The organism is Streptomyces sp. ISL-96, assembly GCF_018614035.1.
GTDB lineage: Bacteria > Actinomycetota > Actinomycetes > Streptomycetales > Streptomycetaceae > Streptomyces.
In genome coordinates this window covers 1-20,347 of the sequence record NZ_JAGGPA010000006.1, presented here as the reverse complement: position 1 = coordinate 20,347, position 20,347 = coordinate 1, and the positions used below count along the sequence as shown (strand labels likewise).

Genomic DNA, 20,347 nt, shown 5'->3' with positions numbered 1-20,347 from the left:
CGACGAGCCGCTGCGCGCCCGGGGCCGAGGCAGGGTTGGGGGCATCCGCGTAGCCGAGCAGTTGTGGGGTGCCCGCGCCGCGGATGCCCAGGGCCTCGGTGAGCTCGTGTACCCGGTGACTGTCGGCCGCCCAGGTGGTGGTGACGACGGCCGTGCGTGCGCCGGCGGCACGGTGTCGACCCAGCTCTTGGCGATGGTCGGGTAGGTGCTTTTGGCCTGGTATCCCCAGGGCGTTTTCGGAGAGGCTGGCGGCGGTGACGGCAACGGTGAGGATCAGGCCGATCGTATCGGTGAGGATGCCTCGCTTCCGGCCGACGGTTTTCTTGGCGGCGTCCGTCCCCTGACTGGTCACGGGCACGTTGGTGGAGGTTTTGATGCTCTGGGTACCGATGACGGATCCTGTGGGTTCGGCCTTGCGGCCTTCCTTCACGCGAGCCAGCGCGGTGAGGTCGTAATTGAGCTGGGTGAAGATTCCCTCGTCGCGCCACGCGGCGTATAAATAGTAGGCGTACACGGTGCCGTGGCTCGGGAAGCCGAGCGGGACGTATTTCCAGGGAATTCCGGTGCGGTTTACGTAGAGGATCGCGTTGAACACGTCGCGGAGTTCGACTTTCGCCGGCTGTCCGGTGGGGCGACGGTCGAGCCGGGCTTTTCCGCCACGCCGTCAGGGTCAGCTCGATCAGGGCCCATCGGGCGTCGGACAGGTCGCTCGGGTACGGCTTGCGCTGGCTCACGCCGTAGCGTTGCCACGGGAAGGCCGGAAGGTACCGTTCCGCTGTTCATCGGGAGGTTCTGATGCATCATCAAACCAGACGGAATCCCTGTGGCAGAAGCGTGTGAAACGGACCGCAGGGTCTGCGCGGCAGGAGGCGACGAAGTTCGTGTACTTCCCGAACCTGGGCAAAGAAGGACGGCGGCCAAAGCCGCTTTCCGGAACGTACCTATGTAAACGCCCTCTCAGGCAGGCGTCGCCGGAACCCGGCGGTGGAGCGATCAGCTGACGGACGAGAACCTGCGGGAGGTGGCCACTTCCCGGCGCGGCGGGCCGTACGGCCTACGGTTGAAGGCCCCTGGGAGTGCTTCCCCAGGGAGTGGGATCGGCCGCGGGTAGCACTGTGGAAGATCTACAACCCGCGTGGCACCTCCTGCTGTAGTCATCGGCGTTCCCTCCGGTGGCCAGCCGGTGGCCGGACGCCTTTGGACGACGTAATGTCAGCGGGCACAGACCAACCAGCCGCACGTGCTCTGATCAGGCAGAACGTTACTCAGCAGCACGGCCAGGCACCACGCAGCACAATTGCTCACGGTCTCGTAATGCGTAGGTCTCGGGTTCGAATCCCGAAGGCGGCTCCATAGTGAACCCCAGGTTAGGCCTCTGACCTGGGGTTTCTTGTTTTGGTTGACTTTGGAATTCGGGCCAATCGGGCACGTGCAGTCTGTGCATCGCAATGCGTAGGTGTGGAGTTGACGGCCAGTGGCGGTTGCGGATTGCGGGGCTGTGACCTCGGCATTTGTTCATGGCTGTCGATCTCCCCGGCCCCGTCCGGTTCGAGCTGGTGGCCATTTGGTGGCCAGGCGTGCAGAGGGCGTGCAGATGGTTCCTCGGTCAGCCTCGCGGATTTCGCATGGGAGTTGTGCCATCCGGACAATCGCGCGGTCGGCCGGGTTTTCCTGAGGCGCGGGCGACGACGCGCTGCTTCACTATCGGCCGTCCCAGTAGGGCGAGCCGAGCTGCATCGCGTCGTCGGCCGGCGCGGTGATCTGCTGCGTGGAGGCGCCGACGCCCTTGGCCGCCTGCGCGGTCGTGTATGCGTGATCGGCCGCGTCGGCGACCGCCTTGGCGGCCTCGGCCTTGGCTGCGTCGGCCCTGGACCTCGCGACCTACGACAACAGCCGTGACGGCCGATCCAGCCGGGGCCCGTCTGTGCGGCGTTGGTGCACGGTGCGGGATGACGTGGGCTCGGCGGATACTGGTCAGGGTGCCGTGCTGTTGTGGCCGCTCGACAACGCGCCATCCGTAGGCGTCGCGCGGCGAGACCGTGACTCCCTTGGCCGGTTGAGCACAAGCCTCGCTCATAGTGGTGGAACCCGTAGTGGTGGAAGACGGATGAACCGCCTGCGGGTGTAGATCACGACATGCCACAGTCGCGGTATGCGCAGCGCGGACGGAGTGATGGACGGGGGCGTCCCGGCACAGTCGGGGGCGGGCGCGGAGGGGTCCGTCGCCGAGGTGGTGTGGCGGCGGTGGGGTGTCGCCCTGGGCGGGGTGCTCCCGGCGCGGTTCGTCGAGCCCGGCTGGGCCTACGAGGAACGGGTGGGGCGACGTTGTCCCGTCTGTGAGGGGGAGTTGCATGCGCTCCGCAGGCCGTACGAGTCGCAGGGGCGCGTGTACCGGTACGCCGCTCTCGTCTGCCCTGCCTGCCCCACCGCGTTCAGCCTCGCGGACCTGGGAGTGAAGACGTACGACCAGCTCACGGCGGCACCTTCGGGGTCCGCGCCTGTGACGTTGGGGCCCTGCCCGAGTGGTCTCGGGGTCGCCGTGACCGCGATCCGTGTTCCCGGGCAGTTCCCTGGGGCAGTGCGCGGGGGACACCGTCCGGCGTGGCCGGAGGACCTGGCCGTGCCGGAGCAGGCCGAGAAGCGGGCCCTGTTGTGGTGCAAGGTGACCGATCCGGACTGGTGCCCCACCGAGGAGGCGGTCGCGGCGGCCGAGGACGTGCGGGTGATCCTGCCGGAGGGCCCGGGCTACGACGTGCTGCGGAGCCTGCTCGCCGGGCGCGGCGTCCCGTACCGGGTCAGCCGCTACTGGGAAGAGGCCGAACAGGTCGGCACGGTCAATGAGTTGGGCGGCCGTACGGATCTGGTCGTGGTCGGTCCGCGTGGCGCTGTCCCGGCCGCGGGTCCCTGGGCGGTGGCGGCCCGGGACGCCTTCGCAGCGCAGTGGGACGCGTTGGAGGAGTTGCCGGAGGACGACGGGGCAACCTACGTACCGGTGGAGAAGCTGGTGCCCGCCGAGTGGGCCGCGCTGCTGCCGCATCCGGCGTTCAACCCGGCCCAGGCGGCTGCCGTTCCCGTCGTACGGGAGGGCACCGGGCACCTGGTCGTGGTGGCGCCCACCGGCGCGGGCAAGACCCCGATCGGCATGGTGGCGGCGCTGGACGCGCATGCCCGGGGCAAGAAGGCCGCCTGGCTGGTGCCGCAGCGCTCGCTCACCGACGAACTCGACCGGGAGCTTCAGCTGTGGCGGCGCCGGGGCCTGCGCGTGGTGCGGCTGACCGGTGAGGCCGCCGTGGACACCGAGCTGATCCGGGCGGCCGATGTGTGGGTGGCGACCACGGAAAAGTTCGAGGCGATCTGCCGCGCGGGATCGCTGCGCGACGCGCTCGCCGAGGTCGGCTGCCTGGTCGTCGACGAGATCCACCTGCTCGGTGATCCGGCGCGTGGGGCCGTCCTGGAAGCGCTGCTCGCGCGGGTACGGGAGGACGGTACGGGCGCGCGGATCGTCGGGCTGTCGGCGACGGTCGCCAACGCGGACGAGGTCGCCGAGTGGCTGGGTGCCCGCCTGGTCCGCACCGCCTGGCGGCCGACCCGGCTGACCTGGCAGCTGCCCGTCCTGCCGTCGGTGGACGAGGCGGACTGGGCGGCGCGGGCCGCCGTCCGCACCGAGGCCGCCGTACGGATCGCCCGCGGGGTCGGTGCGGACGGCGGCAGTGTGCTGGTCTTCTGCGGCAGCAAGCGCCGGGTGCGGGCCACCGCGCTGGCGCTCGCCGCCGACCGGGGTGTGCCGACCGGCGGTGTGGACGCGGACGACGCCGAAGTCGTCCAGCGGCTGTGCACCAAGGCCGGGGTGCGGCTGCACTACCGGGACTGGCCCTACAAGCGGGAGGCCGAGCAGGCCTTCCGTACTCGTGAGGCGGACATCCTGGTCGCCACCTCCACCGTCGCCGCGGGCGTCAACCTCCCCGCCCGGGCCGTGATCGTCGCCGACACCACCATCGGCCTGGACCGCGTCGAGGTGTCCATGGTCCAGCAGATGTTCGGGCGGGCGGGCCGGATCGGTGCCGGGGAGCGGGAGGGCTGGGCGTTCCTGCTCGCCGACCCGGCGGAACGGGTGCACTGGCAGGCCCGGTTGGCCGCCGGATACACGGTGCGGTCCCGGCTGGGCGACCACCTGCCCGACCACCTCCTGGCCGAGGCCGTCCAGGAACGGGTGTGCGGCGTCGAGGAGGCGCAGCGGTGGTGGGCGGGGACGCTGGCCGCGCACCAGGGAAACGCCGGCGTCGAACCCCTGCGCGAGGCGGAGAGGTTCCTCACTACGGCGGGCTGTCTGCGCACCGTCGCCGACGAGGACCATTGGGAGACGAGCCCGCTGGGCAGGCTGACCAGCCGCTTCATGGTGGACGCCGCCCTCGCCGACGAACTGGCCACCGCGGTGCGGGAGGCCCCCGTGCCCGAGGGCGCCTTCACCGCCGAGCGGTTGCTGGCGGCCCTTCTCAGCACCCGCCTCCCGGTGCTGGAACAGGCACCGTTCACCGACCGGGCCCGTACTGCGCTGCGCCGCGTACTGCGCGAGGCGGAGCAGCAGCACGAGGAGCCGGAGGAGAGAGGCGAGCCGGCGGAGGACGAGCCGAAGGCTGTGGCCGGCGACCTCGCCCGCGCGGTCCTCCACCTCGTCGCCGACCGACCGCGCCTCTTCCGCGGTCGGCCCGGCTACGTCCTCGGCATCCCCGTCGACTCGATGACCGGCATCCTGGACGAGGCCCAGCGCTACCTGGCCTGGCTCGGCGCGCAGGGCCCCCTCGGCACTGTGCACCCCTGGGCGGCCGTCGTCGCCGGTGACCTGGCCCAGCGCATCCGGTGGCGGACACTGGGGACCGGCCGAGGGGCGGGACGGCTGCTGTGGATGTGCGAGCGGATGGCCACCGCCCCGCTCGCAGCCGATCTCGTGCCCCGGATGTGGCGCGCGGCCCGCGCCCGCGGCGTCGAAGCCCCCGACTGGAACGGTACGACACCGCCGAACGACTGCGCCCTGCCCCCGGACCGTTACCGCGAACTGCTCGCGGAGCGCGCCACCGGCGTCCGCCTGGACCTTCGGGAGGACCGTGTCCGGGTGACGGCTCCGCCCGGTTCCGTGATCCGGCTGTGGAACGGTACGACCACCACCCTGCACAGCGGCGACGGTGAGGAGAACACTCTGCTTCTGCCGCCCGACGACCCGTCCGATCTGTCGGCGGGGCGCACCGGAGCGGCCGTCTTCACACGCGGGGACCGGCTGGGGACGGGATGGCTCGGGGCGTACGCGGCGATCCGCCTCTGAGCCGGCCGCAGGGCGGGTCTCCACGGCGGCCACCGCCCGGTAGCGGCGTGAAGCGGGCGCAAGGTAGCACAGGTGGCACGGGCCGGGGAGCGGCTTACACGCACCGGTCGGGGTACGGCACACTGGTGCGGATCCGATGGTCTCCAGTCGGACGAGTACCAGCGGAAGCAAGGGAAGCCGAAAGATCCGTGAGTGACGAATCCGAAGCTCCGGAGCCGCACGCTCCGGACCCCGTCGACGAGGGCGCGTTCGGTATCGACGCGTTCTCCCTCGACGACCGGCTGCGGCTGTTCCACTTCGCCGCCGCCGAGAAGCGTCACGAGTACCTGTGGCTGCTGCGGGCCTTCGACCGCGGACGTGCCAACTACCAGGTGCTGCTGCACGCTTCGGACGCGGTGGGGCTGCTGGAGCGGCTCGCCGTCGACCATCCCGCCGCGGGCGCCGTGGGTGGCTCGGCCGGCGTTCAGCCGTTGCTCGACGCGCTCGCGGAGTGGCAGGTGCTGGACCGGTCGTACGACGGGACGCGCGCCGCGAACCTCGCCGAGTACCGCAACCGCCACTACGTGTACCAGTTCACCCAGGCCGGGTACCGGGCGTACCGGGCCGTGGAGGACGTGCTCGGCGCGAGCCTGGAGGACGCCCAGCTCTCCCGCCTCGTCTTCCCCGACATCCTCGGCGACCTGCGCGCGCTGGCCGAGGCCAACACCGCGGGCGACGGCGAGGAGGTGTACCGCAAGCTCGGCCGCCTCGACTCCGTGCTGAACGAGATGGCGCAGCGCGCCGCCCGCTTCTACCTCATGCTGGGCGACCTGGCGCGCACCAACGACACCCGGCCCGAGGTGTTCCTCGCCCACAAGGACACGCTCCTCGCGCACATGCGGGAGTTCACCGCCGAGCTCGGCCGCTACGCCCCGCTGCTCGCCGAAGCGGTCGAGAAGGCCGCGGCCACCGGTGTGGACCGCATGATCGAGTACGCGGCCGAAGCCGACGAACGGCTCTTCCGCAGCCCCGCCGAGCGGCTGGCCGACTGGCGGCACCGGTGGGACGGCATCGTCCACTGGTTCGCCGAGCGCGAGCACAGCGAGACCGAGCGGCTGCAGGACGCCACCGTCACCGCGATCCGCTCCGTCCTCGCCCTGCTGCGCCGGGTCACCGAGGCGCGCCGGGGCGGGGTGAGCCGGGAGAGCCAACTGCGCCATCTCGCCCAGTGGTTCACCTCCTGCGAGAGTGACGAGGACGCGCACGCCTTGTTCCAGGCGGTCTTCGGGCTCGGCGCGCCCCGCCACATCGCCGTCCCGTACGCCGACCCCGAGCGGATCCCGGGGCGTACGTCCTGGTGGGAGGCCGAACCGGTCGAACTCGCCCGCACCCTGGTCCAGTCCGGCCGCACCCCCGCCCTGTACGGCCCCGGCCGCATCGACCGCGACGACGACCGGCGGGCGCTGCTCCGCGCCGAGCAGCTCAAGGAACAGGCCGAGCGGCGCAGTGCCGCGAACTCCCTCGCGTCGGACGGGGTGTACGGCCGGACGCTCGACGAGCCCGAGACGCGGGCGCTGCTCGCCCTCCTGGACGTGGCCCTCGCCGCCCGAGTCCCCGCCAGCCGCCGGGTCACCGCGGCCTCCGGCGCCGCCCACGGGGTACGGCTCACCCTCACCCCCGCCGAGGGCTCCACCACCGTGGACACCGTGCGTGGCCGCCTCCATCTCGACGGGCTGCGCCTGGAGGTCACCGCATGAGCGAGGTCACCGCATGAGCCGTGTCGCCGAGGGCGTCTCCCCGCTCGAACTCGCCGACTACCAGAAAGCGGTACGGCTCGTCCTGCGGCATCCGCTGGTCACGCCCGGGTACCCGGACAGGGCGGCGCTGGCGACCGTGCGCCGCTGGGCCGACCATCTGCGCACCGATCTGATGGACGTGCTCGGGTACCGGCTCGTGACCACCGCCGACACCGCCCGGCTCCAGCGCGCCCAGGACGGCCTGGACGCCACCCGCCCGGCCCTCACCCGCGCGGGACGGCCCTTCGACCGGCGCCGCTACGCCTACCTCGTCCTCACCCTCGCGGCGCTGGGCCGCCACGGCGCGCAGGTGGCGCTGGGGGAACTGGCCGACGCGGTCGCCGCCGACGCCGTACGCATCGACGGACTCGGCCTGGACACCGCGCGCAAACCCGACCGGGACGCCTTCGTCGACGCCGTCACCTGGCTCACCGAGCGCGGTGCGCTGACCCTCGCCGACGGCTCCGCCACCGCCTGGGCCGGCGACCCCGAACGCGCCGAGGCCCTGTACGACATCGACCGCGAGATTCTCCTCGCCGTCCACCACCCGACCCGCGTCCTGCAGCATCTGGCCTCGGTCACCGCGCTGCTGGACTCCTCCGGCGCGATGGGCCTGTCCGTCGGCCGCGCCGCCCAGCGTCGCGACCAGGCGCGCCGCGCCCGCCGCCTGGTACTGGAGAACCCGGTCGCGTACTACGCCGACGCCGACACCGAACTTCTGGGCCAGTTGCGGGCCCCCGCCCTCGCCGAGGACCTGGAGCGGCTGACCGGGCTGACGGTGGAGCGACGGGCCGAGGGCGTGGCGCTCATCGACACCTCCGGCAGGCTGTCCGACCTCCGCTTCCCCGGCGGCGGTACGGTCGCGCAGGCCGCGCTGCTGCTCGCCGCCCGGATCAGCGCCGCCGTGCAGCGGTCCGGACGGCACGCCCTCGAACTGCTGCCCGCGCCCACCGCCGCCGAACGCCTCGCGGCCCGCGCCCGGCGTATCGACGCGGCCCTGCCGTCGCGCGGGCTGATCACCGAACTCGCCGAACCGGACGAGGAGTCGGCGTACGAGGCACCCGGCGGCGAGGGTCAGGGGCCGACGGAGGCCCGTTATCCCTTCGTCACGGATTCCTGGCTCCGGGGCAGGCTCAGGGAGATCACCGCCGAGTACGGAGCGGGCTTCGCCGCCGATCTGCGCGGCGACCCGGACCGGCTGCTCGGCCAGGCCCTCGACCTGCTGGCCGCCATGTCGCTGATCGTCCGGGTCGACGGCGGAGCCCTCGCGCTTCCGCTGCTCGCCCGCTACCGGGGGGTCACGGCCCGCGTGAGAACCCGTACAGCGGCCGGGCCGCCCTCCCAGACCGCCCTGTCCGTCGACGACACCACCAAGGACCCGACTCCGTGAGCACCCCCGCTCCCACTCCGGTTGCCCCCTCACTCACGGCCTCCGCCGCCCGGTTCGTCCCCACCCGTGCCGGGATCATCAATCTGTGGGACTACCGGGACGAGGAGTTCTCCTTCGCCGGTGGCTGGCTGGTGTTGCGCGGACCCAACGGATCGGGCAAGACCAAGGCCCTGGAAGTCCTCTTCCCGTTCGTCCTCGACGGCCGTATCGACCCCAAGCGGCTCAACCCGTTCGCCGCCGAGGACCGCACGATGAAGTCCAACCTGCTCTTCCGCGGGCAGGACAGCGCGCTGGGCTACGTCTGGATCGAGTTCACCCACCGGGAGACCGGCCAGGCCGTCACCTGCGGCATCGGGCTGCACGCCCAGCGGCACCGCGACACGCCCGCTCGCTGGCACTTCGTCGCCGAGGGCCGGGTCGGCGAGGACTTCTCCCTCCTCACCCACGACGACCGGCCGATGACGAGGAAACAGCTCGCCGCCGAACTCGGCCGCGAACTGATCGCCTCCACCGCCGACTACCGCGCCGCCGTCGACCAGCGCCTGTTCGGCCTCGGCCCGGAGCGGTACGAGCAACTGCTCACCCTGATCCTCACGTTGCGCCGCCCGCAGCTGGCCAAGAACCTCGACCCGGCCAAGCTCTCCGACACCCTCACCGCCGGTCTGCGCCCCCTCGACGACGACCTGATCGCCGAGGCGGCCCGCTCCTTCGACGACATGGAGTCCGTGCAGCGCACGCTGGAGGGGCTGGCCGCCGCCGACGACGCCACCCGTGCCTTCCTCGCGAGCTACTCCACCTATCTGCGGGTGCACGCCCGTGCCGCCGCGGACCGGCTCACTGCCCGCCGCACCGAGACCGCCGAGCGCGCCGCCGCGCTGCGCACCGCTGTCGCGGACCTGGCGGCGGCCCGCGAGCAGCAGGCCGCCGCCGAGGCGCGCGCCGAGTCGGCCGACGCCTCGCTCGCCGCCCAGCGCGCCCGCCTCGAACAACTGCGCTCCTCCGCCGCCTACCAGGCCGTCGAGCAACTGGCCGACCTGGAACGCCTGGTGCGCACCTGCGAGCAGACCGCCCGGCAGGCGAGCGCCGAACGCGAACGCCGCAGCGCCGCCACCGGCCGCGCCCGCGCCGAGGCCGAACACGCCGCGCGGCTCGCCGCCGAACTCGACGCCGCAGTCTCCCGGGCCGCCGCCGACGTCGGCGACGACGCGCACACCGCCGGCCTGCTCTGGACACCGGCCGACGCCGAACCCGCCCGCCTCGCCGAACGCTCCGCCGCCCTCGCCGCCGCCCGCCACGAGGGCGTACGGGCCGTGCGCGCCGCTCAGCAGACGGCACGCGGCGCCGAGCAGACCCGCGGCCTCGCCCGGGTCTCCCTCGACCGCGCCGAGGAGGCCGTCACCGCGGCCGAAACCGCGGAGACCGCCGCCGAGTCGGTCCTTCACGCCGCCCGCGAACAGGCCCGTACGGCCCTCGGCCAGTGGATGGGCACACATGGCGAACTCCTGACCGAGGAGGGGACCGGCCGACTCGCCGAAGCCCTCGAACTCACCGGCGAGGCTGAGGCGTTCACGCTCGTCGACGCCTTCGCCGAGGCCACCGCGCCCGCCGTGCAGGAAGTGCGCGACACCCTCGCCGCCCTGCGCGCCCAGCGCACCGACGCGGAGCGCCGCCGCGCCGATACGGAGGCCGAACGCGACCGGATCGCCGCCGAACACGACGACGCCCCGCCCCCGGCCCGCGGCCGCACCGCCGACCGGGCGCCCGGCGAGGGCGTTCCGCTGTGGCGGCTCGTCGACTTCGACGATGACCTGACGGACCGTCAACGAGCCGACCTGGAAGCGGCCCTGGAGGCATCGGGCCTCCTCGACGCCCTTGTTACCGCCGAGGACACCCCCGTGACGGCCGGGCACAGCGAGGGCTACCTCCGTGCCGGCGCCCCGGTGAGCGGACCGAGTCTCGCCGACCTCCTGCGCCCCGAGGCCCCCGAGGCCCCCGACACCGGCGACGCGATCCCGACCGCCGCCCGGATCACCGCCGTACTGCGCTCCGTCGCCGTCACCGGAGACCTCGACTCGGGCATCCCGCAGATCAGCCCCGACGGCCGGTACGCGGCCGGGGTCCTGGTCGGTGCCCACACCAAGGAGCACGCCGAGTACGTCGGCGCCACCGCCCGCGCCCGTCGGCGCGCTGCCCGGATCGCCGCCTGCGAGACGCTGCTGGCCGAACTCTCCGCCCAGCTCGACGAGTTGGCGCGCGCGCAGGCCCGTACTGACGCCGCCCTCGACGCGTATGCCGCCGCCCGCGCCGCCCTGCCCCGCACCACCGGCATCACACAGGCGCTGCGCGGGCTCGACCGGGCCGCGGCGAGGCTGCGCGCCACCCGCGACGCCGCCGACGCCGCCCGGGCCGCGTACGACGAGTCGGTGGCCGCCTGCTCGGTCGCCGAGCGCGCCCTGCGTCGTACCGCCGCCGAGCACGCCATCGAGACCGACCGCGTCGACGCCGTCGAGACCGCCACCCGCGCCTTCGAGACGGCGGTCCGCGAACTGGCCGCCCGCCGCCGCGAACACGCCCGCCAGACCGAGGCCTCACAGGCAGCCGCCGAACGGCTCACCGCCGCCGCCGAGGACGAGGAGGCGGCGCTGGACACCGAGCGCGCCGCGCGCCGCCGGCACGCCGAGGAGGCCGCGGGACTTGAGGCCCTCCAGGAAGCCGTCGGGGCCGAGGCGCAGGAGGTGATGCGCCAGGTCCAGGAGACCGAGGACGGCATCGACGCCCTGGTGGGGGAGGCCGAGGCGGCCCGCACCGCTCAGCACGGCGCGATCGCGGGCACCGCCGCGGCCGAGGCCCGCCGTACGGCCGCCGCCGAGGCCCGGTCGGTCGCCGCGGCGGAGGAGAAGGACACCGCCCGCTCCCTGCGCCCGTACGCCGCCCGCGAACTCCTCGACATCCTGCGCTGCCCGCCCGGCCTCGCCTGGCCCGCCCAGGAGGCCGACTGGACCGGTGAGGCACTCCCGCCGGCCGTGGCCGCCGTACACGAGGCGATCCTCTCCGCGACCCGCGACCTCGCCCCCACCGAGACCAGCCTCAAGCAGTCCGTCACCCGGCTCACCAAGGCCCTGGACGACCTCCAGGCGCAGCTTGCCGCGGCCGGACAGGACTACCGGCCCGAATGGGACGGCTCCGACGGCGTCATCCTCGTCCGCGTGGCCGACGAGGAGGGCCCGCTGCCGGTCGCCGCCTTCGCCCAGAAGATCTCCTCCCACCGCCGTGACCAGGCCGAACTGCTCTCCGAGTCCGAGCAGCGCATCCTGGAGGACGCCCTGCTCACCCGGCTTGCCCAGCAGATCCACGACCGCACGGTCGACGCCCGCGACCTGATCCGGCGGATGAACACCGACATGCGACGGCGCACGATGTCCTCGGGGACGACGGTCGGGGTGAGCTGGCTGCTCGCCGACCACCTCGACGACGAACAGCGCGCCGTCTGCGCCCTCCTCGACGCAGACGCCGCCCGCCTCGGCCCGGAGGGGCTGGCCCGGGTGCGCGTCCACTTCGCCGCGCAGATCAAGACCGCCCGCGCCCGTCACCGTGACCAGCCCTACCGCGAGCTGCTCGCCGAGACCCTCGACTACCGGCGCTGGCGGCAGTTCGCGTTCCAGCTCGTACGCCCGGACAAGAGCGAAGAGCGACTCACCCGCGCCCGGCACAGCCGCCTGTCCGGCGGTGAGCAGTCCGTGTCGCTGCACCTGCCGCTGTTCGCCGCCGCGCACGCCATGCTCAACTCCGCCGATCCGCACGCCCCGCGTCTGCTCGCCCTGGATGAGGCCTTCGCCGGGGTGGACGACACCGGGCGCGGCGAACTCATGTCACTGGCCGCGCAGTTCGACCTCGACCTGTTCATGACCGGCTACGACCTGTGGGCCGCCCACGCCTCCGTGTCCGCCGCCGCCCACTACGACCTCGCGCACACCGCCGTCGACCACACCGTCTCCGCGCTGCTGCTCGTCTGGGACGGCGCCCGGCTCCTCGCCGACGACACCGGCGACCTCACCGCCGCCCTCGGCTCGCCCGGCACCCGCCGCGTCCCGACCCCCGAGGAGGCCCCGGTTGCCGACTGAGCGGCGTGAAGATCACGGGTACGACGAGTTGCGCGGCGAGGGATGGGCCCGGCTGCTCGCCGCCGCCCGCCGCAGACTGGAGCGCACGGGGGGCGCGCTCGACGGCGACATCGGGCTCACGGGGCCCGGCGAGGCCGAGCGCCGTATCGTCATCGGCATCACCGGCCGCTACCGGCCCGAGACCGCCAAGCGCCTCGCCGTACCCCTGCGTGACCTGGACGGGTATCTGTATGACCGTTACGGCACCGGTCTCCTCCGGACCCTCGGCCGGCTCCACGGCCCCCTGCGTGACCGTCCGGCCGAACGGGCCGACGAGGAAGCACGCCGCGAACAGGCCCTGGAGTCCGCCCATTCCAGTCGGCTCGCCGGGCAGGGGTGGTTCGCCGCATGGCTGGACCGGATCGCCGCCGACGGCACCCTCACCCGTCTCGTACGCCGGGGCAACGCGCCGCTTCTCGACGCGGCGGTGCGCGTCCTGGAGAGGCTCCCCGGTGACGGGGACCGCGTTGCAGGCTCCCCGGAACGATCCCCCGCTGGCCTGCCGCTTCCGGTTCTCGCGGAGTGGGCCACCGGCGACACCAAGGCTCTTGTTCCCGGCACGCCGCTCGAACAGCTCGTCCTGCGTGCCCTCGCCCAGCGCACCGGCGGCGGTTTCGTCGTACCGCGTGACCGGGCCGGGCGGCGCGCCCTGTGGGAGAGCGCCGGCGCCATCGCGGACGACCTCGCCAGCCAGGTACTCGTCCTCAACATCGGCGCCGAGGGCGACACCGTCGTCTGCGACTGGCTGCGCGACGCCGCCGACTTCGGCATCCCCTTTCGGCTCACCCTCCAGCAGCTGGCCACCGACCCCGTCGTCCCCGCAGCCCGCACCATCTACGTCTGCGAGAACCCGGCCGTACTGCGCGCCGCCGCCGGCGAACTCCAGGACGCCGGCGCGGCCCTCGTGTGCACCGAGGGCGTCCCGTCCGCCGCCTGCCACAAACTGCTCGGCGACGCCGTACGCGCGGGAGCCCGGCTGCACTGGCGCGCCGACTTCGACTGGGCCGGCCTGCGCATCACCGCGGACGCCGTGGCCCGCCACGGCGCCCGCCTCTGGCGGATGACGGCCGCCGACTACACGGCGGCACTCGACGAGGGCGAGTCCACACCGCTCGCGGGACCGCCCGCGGCCAGCCCCTGGGACCCCGGACTGGCCCTCGCGATGGAGGCGTCGGGCAGCACGGTCATGGAGGAACGCCTCCTGCCCGCCCTCCTGTCCGACCTCAACCGTGCCTGACCCGGAGTCCGGTGGCCGTCGTCAACGACGATTCCGTAGAGCCGCTGCCGGCGTCGCGAGCAGGACCAGCCGTGAGGACCGCGGATTCTGGTTCCTGGGCGACCTCGCCCGCGTCTCTTCGTGATCGCGTGCGTCTTCTCAGTGAGTGCCGGTTTCCGGCTCCGGTCGGGGGAGCTCGTCGAGGTCGAGAGTGAAGGTGCGGCCGTCGGCCAGGGGGATGGGGAGTTTGCCGGAGCCGTATGCGTGGGTGTGTGCCGCGATGTAGCCGGACCCGGTGGGCTGGGTGTGCAGGACGACTTCCTGGGCGTACGGGTCCACGATCAGGTAGATCGGGATGCCGTAGCGCCCGTACTTGGCGGTGCAGTCGTCGTAGTCCTTGCGCGCGGAGGAGGTCGAGACGACCTCGGAGATCAGCAGGACGTCCTCGAAGCTGTAGCGCTTGCCCTCCTTGCGCGCGTCCTCGCGCAGGATGGCCAGGTCGGGGGCGGAGTTCTCGTCGGCGGGGAAGTCGATGTAGACGTCGGAGGTGACCTTCGCGTGACGGCCGAGAGCGAGAGAGTCGATCTGCATCGACCTGATGGTGCTGGAGTGCTCTTCGCTCTGCGGGGTCATGATCACCTTTCCGTCGGCCCCGAACAGGACCGTGTACCCCTTGGGGAACTCGGTGTGCATGATCGAGTCCACACTCATGGAGGGCTCCTTCCCGTGTGCCGTCATGATACGGCGGACAGTACTGTCCCCAGGCCCGCGGACTCGCGTGGCGTGCGCGCACCACAGGGGGGAACCGTCCGCACGAGCGGGCGCTGTGACGATGGGCGTGAGCCGGGCCCGTCCCGTAAGTGTTCGGACCCAACAGGCGGCGTTGGGTGACTGCCAGGGGCGGCGAGCACCTTCCGGGGTGGCCACGGGGCGGCCGCCACCAGGCGCGATCACGCACCAGTCACTACCGGCGGCAAGCCGCATCCCGGACATGAAGATCACGATCTACGGCTGGAGTAGTAAGTGGCGGTGGCCTGGATGTTCAATGGGCGGGGGGCTTTGTCCGAGTCCGACAACTCAACGATTCGAGACCTGTTGCTTCGGGAGTGCCCGATCCGGTGGCCGCTCGGTGGCCGGACGCCTTTGGACGGGGCACCATGAGGTAGCAGGGGGCAACCTGTCGTAAGTACTCTGATCAGGCACGACATCACTCGGCGGCATCAAGCGGTATCCGGCAACATGAACGCTCACGGTCTCGTAATGCGTAGGTCTCGGGTTCGAATCCCGAAGGCGGCTCTGTAGAAGCCTCAGGACTCACTCGCCGTGACCTGGGGCTTTTGCTTTTTCTGCCGCGAATTCCGCACACGCCAGCTTTCGGCCAAGGTGTGGGTGCGTGCCGTCACGCGGGGTCGCGGTGTCGTTTCCTCCTTTGTGGTTCGGGTCATAGGTGTGACGTTGCCCCCACACGGTTGGAGACCAGATGAGCGAGAAGAATCCGCTGAAATCGGCCGCGGTGAAGGCCGCCGAGGTGCTGCGCGGGGGTGGTGGGCCGCGGGACGGGATTCCCGGTTGGCCCGGTGCCGAGCCGCCGCCTGTCGACGAACCGACCGATCCGCGGGCTCCGCTGCCGCCCAAGCCCGACCAGAGTGGCCCGGAGACGGTCAGCCCGACGGGCAGGCCCACGGGAGCCGCTCAAGCCGACATGGCCCAGGGTGACGCGTACCTGACCACGGCTCAGGGCGCTCGCCTGTACGACACCGATCACTCCCTGAAGGCCGGCAACCGTGGGCCTGTGCTGCTTCAGGACCATCACCTGCGCGAGAAGATCACCCATTTTGATCACGAGCGCATCCCGGAGCGGGTCGTGCACGCGCGCGGCGCCGCTGCGCACGGTGTCTTCCAGGGGTATGGGACCGCCGCGCAGATCACCAAGGCGGCCTTCCTCGGGAAGGGTGTCGAGACGCCGGTGTTCACGCGGTTCTCGACCGTCCTCGGGTCGCGTGGTTCTTCGGACACCGTGCGGGACACGCGTGGTTTCGCGACGAAGTTCTATACGGACGAGGGAACGTTCGACCTCGTCGCCAACAACATTCCCGTCTTCTTCATTCAGGACGCGATCAAGTTCCCCGACATCATCCACGCCGGGAAGCCCCATCCGGACCGGGAGATTCCGCAGGCGCAGAGCGCGCACGACACGTTCTGGGACTTCGTCACCCTGCACACCGAGGCGACCCACCACACCCTGTGGAACATGTCGGACCGTGGCATCCCGCGTTCCTTCCGCATGATGGAGGGCTTCGGTGTTCATACCTTCCGGCTCGTCAACGCCGAAGGCGCGACGACGCTGGTGAAGTTCCATTGGAAGCCGAAACTGGGCGTGCATTCGCTGGTGTGGGAGGAAGCGCAGCTCATCAACGGTATGGATCCCGACTTCCACCGCCGGGACCTCGCCGACGCGATCGAGGCCGGCGCCCATCCGCAGTGGGAGCTCGCCGTCCAAGCCTTCCCCGACACCCCGGAGCAGATGTTCCAGGGCATCGACCTGCTCGACCCGACGAACATCGTCCCGGAGGAGCTGGCGCCCGTACAGCCGATCGGTCTGCTGACGCTCAACGCCAACCCGTCGAACTTCTTCGCCGAGACCGAGCAGGTCGCCTTCCATCCCGGGCATCTCGTGCCCGGCATCGACATCACCGACGACCCGCTGCTCAGCGGCCGGCTCTTCTCGTACCTGGATACGCAGATCACCCGTCTCGGCGGACCCAACTTCGCCCAGATTCCCATCAATCGCACCCACGCGCCCGTCAACGACATGCTGCGCGACGGCATGCACCAGACGGCCGTACACACCGGCGCCGCTCCCTACCGGCCCAATTCGCTCGACGGCGGCTGTCCGTTCCTCGCGGGCGCGGACACCGGGGCGTACATCGAGGTGCCCCGCGAGGTGCCGGCGGCGAAGAAGGTCCGCGAGGCGCCCGCGTCCTTCGCGGACCATTTCAGCCAGCCCCGGCTGTTCTGGCTCAGCATGACGCCCGTCGAGCGCGAGCACATCATCGCGGCTTACACCTTCGAGCTGGGCAAGTGTTACGAACCGGCCATCAAGGAGCGCGGGCTGAAGGTGCTCGCCAACATCGACCCTGAGCTGTGTGAGCAGGTGGCGATGGGACTCGGTCTGCCCGCGCCGGCCGCCACTGTGACGCTGACGAGCCCCGAGCCGAGCCCGGCCCTGTCCCAGCTCGGGCAGACCTGGCCGCTCGACGGACGCATCATCGGCATCATCGCCGACGCCGACGGCGACCTGGACGGAGTGCGGTCGGTGCGGCAGGCGGTGCTGGACGCCGGGATGGTCCCGCTGGTGATCGCCCCGGCGGGCGGCAAGCTGGAGGGTGGCGGCGGCGAGCCGGTCGCGGTCCAGCGCAGCTATGTCACGGCCCGGTCCGTCGAGTACGACGCCCTTCTGGTGGTGGGAGTGCCCGGGATCGGCAGTGACGCGTCCGGCGTACGGGACGCCAAGGCCGCCGAGGCGGTGGCGCCGGCCGGCGCGGCTACCGATCCGCGCGTGCAGCTGATGCTGCTGGAGGCGTTCCGGCACGGCAAGGCCATCGGTGGCTGGGCGGGCGCCGAACGGGTCCTGGAATCCGCGGGCGTTCCCGTCGGGGCGCCGGGTGTGGTGACCGGCGACAGCGGCACCGGGACGCTGGAGCAGATCACGCAGCTTCTGGGGCGGCACCGGGTGTGGGATCGCTTCCCCATCGGCGTCTGACCGGCCGGGCGGACATCCCGTTTCGTGAGACGCGTCACCGGGGCGACCGACGGCGGTCGCCCCGGTGACGTGGTTCTCTTGGGGCTCATGGGTCTCACGGGGAGAGTGGGGGGCGGGGCAGTGGGGTGGGCGGATGTTGCCGGGGACACGGCGCTGACCATCAAGGTTCCCGAGGCCGATCCGCTGGTGAAGGCCGGCTTTCCCGCTCATGTCACCGTGCTCTACCCCTTCTTGCACGAGAGCCGGATAGACGGGCGGGTTCACGGTGAACTGCTCGACCTTTTCGGCTCGTACGACGCCTTCGAGCTGACGTTCGCCGAGTTCGGGCGGTACCCCGGTGTTCTGTTCCTCGATCCTCAGCCGGCCGATCCGGTGCGGGCGCTCACGAAGGAGCTGACCGGGCGCTGGCCCGAAGCGGTGCCGTACCGGGGCCTGTTCGGTGAGGGGCTCGACCCCCATCTGACGATCGCCAACCATGAGGGCCCGGAGACCTGGGAGCGCGCGTACGACGCCCTGGAGGCGGAGTGCGCGCCCGCCCTGCCGGTGACCGCCCGGGTGGGGGCGGTCCACCTGATCGTCCGGGACGGTGACGGCTGGCGCGACCGTACGGCGTACCCGCTGGGAGGGAACGACGGTGTTACGCCGGGCTGTTCTCCAGGACCACGGACCGGGTGAGGTTGCGGGGCTTGTCCGGGTCGTAGCCGCGGGACTCGGCGAGCGCGACCGCCAGGCGCTGAGCGCGGATCAGGTCGGCCAGCGGGTCCAGGCCGCCGTCGGAGCTGCCCCCGGATTCGGCGGTCATCGTGCCGCCGACGCTGCGGATGTCCTCCGCCAGGCCGTCCGGCAGCGCGCCGAAGATCCAGGCCACGCGGCCGGGGCCGGTGATGCTGATCGGCCCGTGCCGGTACTCCATGGCGGGGTACGCCTCGGTCCAGGCGCCCGCCGCCTCGCGCATCTTGAGCCCCGCCTCCAGTGCGAGACCGTACGTCCAGCCGGTGCCGAGGAAGGTGAACTGCTCGGCGCCGAGCACCTCGGCGGCCAACGGCACGGTGACGGCGCGCTCGGCGTCCTGGATCGCCTCCGCGAGCGGGCGTACGCCGGTCGGAAGCGCGTCCTCCGCTTCCAGGTGGGCGCGCAGCAGGGCGAGGACGGTGGTGGCGAAGCGGGTCTGCACCACCGACTCCTCGTCGGCGAAGTCCAGTACGGCGATGGCGTCCGCCGCGTCCATTACGGGCGTTTCGGGGTCGGCTGTGATCGCGCCGGTGGGGATGGTTCCCTTCACGCGGCGGAGTACGTCCAGGACCTCCGTGGTGGTGCCGGAACGAGTGATCGCCAGGACGCGGTCGTAGCCGTCGCGGTACGGGAACTCCGAGGCGGCGAAGGCGTCGGTCTCGCCGTGGCCGCCGCTCTCGCGCAGTACGGCGTACGCCTGGGCCATGAACCAGGAGGTGCCGCAGCCGATCACGGCGACGCGCTCGCCGCGGCGGGGCAGGGCGTCCGTGTGGAGCGGGAGCGACTTGGCCGCCCGGGCCCATGTGGCAGGCTGAGTGGCGATCTCGGCCGAGGTGTGGGAGGCGGAAGAATCTGCGGTGGACATTGGACGTACCCCCATATGATTGAACGTGCTTGAAATACCGCTGTTCCGAGCAGCTTCGAGCGTCAGCCCGGCGTGTGGCGAAGTATCCACGATGCTGAACTCGCAGTCCACGTTGTGAAGGAGTCCGACCGCATGTCGAAACATGAGCGGTGGAGCGCGTTGCTGGAGCTGCTGGCCGCCGAGGGGAGACTGGAGGTCGAGGAGGCCGCCGGTACGTTGGAGGTCTCCGCCGCGACGATCCGGCGCGATCTCGACGAACTCGCGGAGCAGCAGATGCTCGTGCGGACCAGGGGCGGGGCGATCGCGCACGGGGTGTCGTACGAGCTGCCGCTGCGGTACAAGTCCTCGCGCCACGCGTCCGAGAAGCAGCGGATCGCGGCGGCGGTGGCCGAACTGGTCGCCGACGGGGACGTGGTGGGGCTCAACGGGGGCACGACCACGACTGAGGTGGCGCGGGCGCTGGCGCTGCGGGCCGGTGGTGGTGGTGGCGGCGGCGGTGGTGGCGGTCGGCGTGATTCCGGTGCGGGTTTCGCTGCCGGGCCCGTTTTGACCGTGGTCACCAATGCGCTAAACATCGCGGGTGAGTTGGCGGTGCGGCCGCAGATCAAGATCGTGGTTACGGGTGGGGTGGCGCGGCCGCAGACGTACGAGCTGGTCGGGCCGCTGACCACGGGCGTACTCCACGAGGTCGTGCTGGACGTCGTCATACTCGGCGTCGACGGGGTGGATCCGGACCTGGGGATCATGGCGCATCAGGAGGACGAGGCGAGTGTCAGCCGGCTGTTTGCGGAGAGGGCGCACCGGGTGATCGTTGTGACTGATTCGTCGAAGATGGGGAAGCGGGCGTTTGCGCGGATCTGTGGGCTGGACCGTATCGATGTGGTGGTGACGGACTCGGCGATCTCGGGGGAGGCGGCCGGTCGGCTCCGCGACGCCGGGATCAAGGTGATCACCGTCTAGGCCCGGACTTCGCGGGTCGCTGAAAAGGTTCGCCGCAGCGGCTCTTCGGCGTCCGAACCCGACCGGATCGGACCGGCATTGCGATCGCCGTTGCGGACCGGACTGAGCGGCGATCGGTCGTGACCAGTTGATCTTCACGATCGGGTGACCTGCGAAGTACGGGTCTAGG

General features: G+C 71.8%; 10 protein-coding genes and 1 pseudogene. 8 read left to right on the top strand and 3 right to left on the bottom strand.

Annotation, left to right across the window (positions count from 1 at the left end; all coding sequences use genetic code 11):
• Nucleotides 1–171: 171 nt before the first annotated feature.
• A pseudogene (locus tag J7E96_RS04035) lies at nt 172–734 on the bottom strand (transposase); the annotation flags it as partial.
• A gap of 1,418 nt (nt 735–2,152) precedes the next feature.
• Between J7E96_RS04035 and J7E96_RS04030 the strand changes: the two are divergent.
• The 5 genes from J7E96_RS04030 (at nt 2,153) to J7E96_RS04010 (ending at nt 13,879) form a co-directional block, all read left to right on the top strand.
• Nucleotides 2,153–5,317: a DEAD/DEAH box helicase gene (locus J7E96_RS04030; RefSeq protein ID WP_251069384.1), complete on the top strand. Its 3,165-nt coding sequence runs from the start codon at nt 2,153–2,155 to the stop codon at nt 5,315–5,317.
• A 188-nt stretch (nt 5,318–5,505) separates the two neighbouring features.
• Nucleotides 5,506–7,053 (top strand): TIGR02677 family protein, encoded by a 1,548-nt coding sequence (locus J7E96_RS04025; RefSeq protein ID WP_215127512.1) that lies wholly within the window; start codon nt 5,506–5,508, stop codon nt 7,051–7,053.
• 13 nt (nt 7,054–7,066) lie between these two features.
• Nucleotides 7,067–8,482 carry a TIGR02678 family protein gene (locus tag J7E96_RS04020; protein WP_215127510.1) on the top strand — a complete coding sequence of 472 codons (1,416 nt, stop codon included), beginning with the start codon at nt 7,067–7,069 and terminating at the stop codon, nt 8,480–8,482.
• On the top strand, nt 8,479–12,603 hold the full coding sequence (locus J7E96_RS04015; RefSeq protein WP_215127508.1) for a TIGR02680 family protein: 4,125 nt from the start codon (nt 8,479–8,481) through the stop codon (nt 12,601–12,603). Before J7E96_RS04020 ends, J7E96_RS04015 begins: the two co-directional genes overlap by 4 nt.
• Entirely contained in the window at nt 12,593–13,879 is a 1,287-nt protein-coding gene (locus J7E96_RS04010; RefSeq protein WP_215127506.1) for a TIGR02679 family protein, read from the top strand. Before J7E96_RS04015 ends, J7E96_RS04010 begins: the two co-directional genes overlap by 11 nt.
• A 138-nt stretch (nt 13,880–14,017) precedes the next feature.
• Here J7E96_RS04010 and J7E96_RS04005 read toward each other — a convergent pair whose 3' ends face one another.
• On the bottom strand, nt 14,018–14,569 hold the full coding sequence (locus tag J7E96_RS04005) for a Uma2 family endonuclease (RefSeq protein WP_215127504.1): 552 nt from the start codon (nt 14,567–14,569) through the stop codon (nt 14,018–14,020).
• A gap of 769 nt (nt 14,570–15,338) precedes the next feature.
• Here J7E96_RS04005 and J7E96_RS04000 point away from each other — a divergent pair.
• Together J7E96_RS04000 and J7E96_RS03995 are read left to right on the top strand one after the other, a co-directional pair.
• On the top strand, nt 15,339–17,621 hold the full coding sequence (locus tag J7E96_RS04000; protein WP_215127502.1) for a catalase: 2,283 nt from the start codon (nt 15,339–15,341) through the stop codon (nt 17,619–17,621).
• A gap of 87 nt (nt 17,622–17,708) precedes the next feature.
• The gene (locus tag J7E96_RS03995) at nt 17,709–18,296 is read left to right on the top strand and encodes a 2'-5' RNA ligase family protein (RefSeq protein ID WP_215127501.1); all 588 of its coding nucleotides are present in this window, start codon (nt 17,709–17,711) and stop codon (nt 18,294–18,296) included.
• On the opposite strand, the gene J7E96_RS03990 is transcribed toward J7E96_RS03995, so the two are convergent.
• On the bottom strand, nt 18,259–19,218 hold the full coding sequence (locus J7E96_RS03990) for an SIS domain-containing protein (protein ID WP_215127499.1): 960 nt from the start codon (nt 19,216–19,218) through the stop codon (nt 18,259–18,261). The two genes, J7E96_RS03995 and J7E96_RS03990, sit on opposite strands and share 38 nt — an antisense overlap.
• A 132-nt stretch (nt 19,219–19,350) precedes the next feature.
• Between J7E96_RS03990 and J7E96_RS03985 the strand changes: the two genes are divergently transcribed.
• A complete protein-coding gene (locus tag J7E96_RS03985) occupies nt 19,351–20,178 on the top strand; it encodes a DeoR/GlpR family DNA-binding transcription regulator (RefSeq protein ID WP_215127497.1) in 828 nt (275 codons plus the stop codon).
• Nucleotides 20,179–20,347: the final 169 nt, after the last annotated feature.